Here is a 1,800-nt window from a genome sequence, read left to right as displayed (position 1 = left end):
GCGGCAAGCCGATCAAGGGCACCATCTCGAACATCAAGTACCACGCCGAGACCGCGGTCGACAAGGGCTTCCTGACCTCGAAGGGCACCTTCAGCGGCGCGGCCAAGATCGGCGACGTCACGGTCAACCAGGTACAGATGGACGTGTCCATCAAGAACCTGCATGCCGAGACTTACGGCCGCATGGTGAAGGCCATGATGACGCAGACGCTGTCGTGCGACGAGCAGGCCGACGTCACCCCGGCCCAGGCTTTCCAGCAACTGCAGGCCGACCTGCAACCGCTGCTGGCCTACAACCCCGAGTACTCGCTCGACCGCCTGCTGGTCGAGATCGACGGCAAGAAGGGCGAGCTGTCGTACGCCTTCGGCGTGCAAGGGGCCACCGAGGCCGACAACCAGACGCCGCCGATGGCGCTGATCATGGGCAAGGGCTACGTCAAGGGCGCCGCCAAGCTGCCGCTGGCCTGGATCGACAAGTTCGCGTCAGCCCAAGGTGCCGACGGTGCCCGCCAGGCTGCCTCGGTGCGCGCCATGCTCGACCAGTTCTCGTCGCAGGGCTACGTGGTGCTCGATCAGGACAGCGTTTCGTCGAGCTTCAAGTTCGGCCAAGGCCAGATCGAAGTGAACGGTCGCCCGTTCACGCCGCCAGGCATGGGCGTGCGCCGCGCCCCGCCGATGGACGCCCCGGAAGACTTGCCGCCTCAGTAACCGGGGCGCCGAAAATCAGAAGAAGCCCAGCGGCTTGGGCGAGTAGCTCACCAGCAGGTTCTTGGTCTGCTGGTAGTGGTCGAGCATGACCTTGTGGGTCTCGCGGCCGATGCCCGATTCCTTGTAGCCACCGAAGGCCGCGTGCGCCGGGTACGCGTGGTAGTTGTTGACCCACACGCGGCCGGCCTGGATGCCGCGGCCCAGGCGGTAGGCCCGGCTGCCGTCGCGCGTCCACACCCCGGCGCCGAGGCCGTAGGGCGTGTCGTTGGCGATGGCCAGCGCCTCGGCCTCGTCCTTGAACGTGGTCACGGCCAACACCGGGCCGAAGATCTCCTCGCGGAACACGCGCATCTGGTTGTTGCCCTTGAGCAGCGTGGGCTGGATGTAATACCCGCCGGCCAGCTCGCCGCCTAGTTGGGCCGCGCCGCCGCCGATCAGCACCTTGGCGCCTTCTTGCTTGCCCACCTCGAGGTACGAGAGGATCTTGTCTTGCTGCATGGCCGAGGCCTGCGCGCCGATCATCGTGCTCGGGTCGAGCGGGCTGCCTTGCTTGATGGCGGCCACGCGCTTGAGGACGCGCTCGATGAAGCGGTCATACATCGATTCTTGAATCAGCGCGCGCGACGGGCAGGTGCACACCTCGCCCTGGTTGAAGGCGAACAGCACCATGCCTTCGATGGCCTTGTCGAGGTAATCGTCGTCGGCCGCCATCACGTCGTCGAAGAACAGGTTCGGGCTCTTGCCGCCCAGCTCCAGCGTGGCCGGAATCAGGTTGCCCGCCGCCGCCTGCGCGATCACGCGGCCGGTGGCGGTCGAGCCGGTGAAGGCGATCTTGGCGATGCGCGTGCTGGTGGCCAGCGGCATGCCGGCTTCGCGCCCGTAGCCGTTGACGATGTTGAGCACGCCGGCGGGCAGCAAGTCGGCGATCAGCTCGGTCAGCACCAGGATGCTCACCGGCGTGGACTCGGCCGGCTTGAGCACCACGCAGTTGCCCGCCCCCAGCGCCGGGGCGAGCTTCCAGGCCGCCATCAGGATCGGGAAGTTCCACGGAATGATCTGCCCCACCACGCCCAGCGGCTCATGGAAGTGGTAG

2 protein-coding genes are annotated in these 1,800 nt (G+C 66.8%); one reads left to right on the top strand and one right to left on the bottom strand.

Features of this window, described 5'->3' with window-relative positions:
* Positions 1 to 707: DUF945 family protein (locus tag ACE3SS_RS15665; protein WP_374595544.1), on the top strand; the 707-nt coding region annotated here is incomplete at its 5' end.
* 15 nt (positions 708 to 722) lie between these two features.
* Here the strand turns inward: ACE3SS_RS15665 and adh are convergent.
* Positions 723 to 1,800, bottom strand: a 1,078-nt coding sequence (gene adh, locus ACE3SS_RS15660; protein WP_374595542.1) for an aldehyde dehydrogenase, incomplete at its 5' end; no start/stop codon positions are given.

It is taken from the genome of Aquabacterium sp. (assembly GCF_041915145.1).
In the GTDB taxonomy this organism is placed as follows: domain Bacteria; phylum Pseudomonadota; class Gammaproteobacteria; order Burkholderiales; family Burkholderiaceae_C; genus Aquabacterium.
Note: the sequence above shows the minus strand (reverse complement) of the source record. Positions and strands in the feature narration are given on the sequence as shown.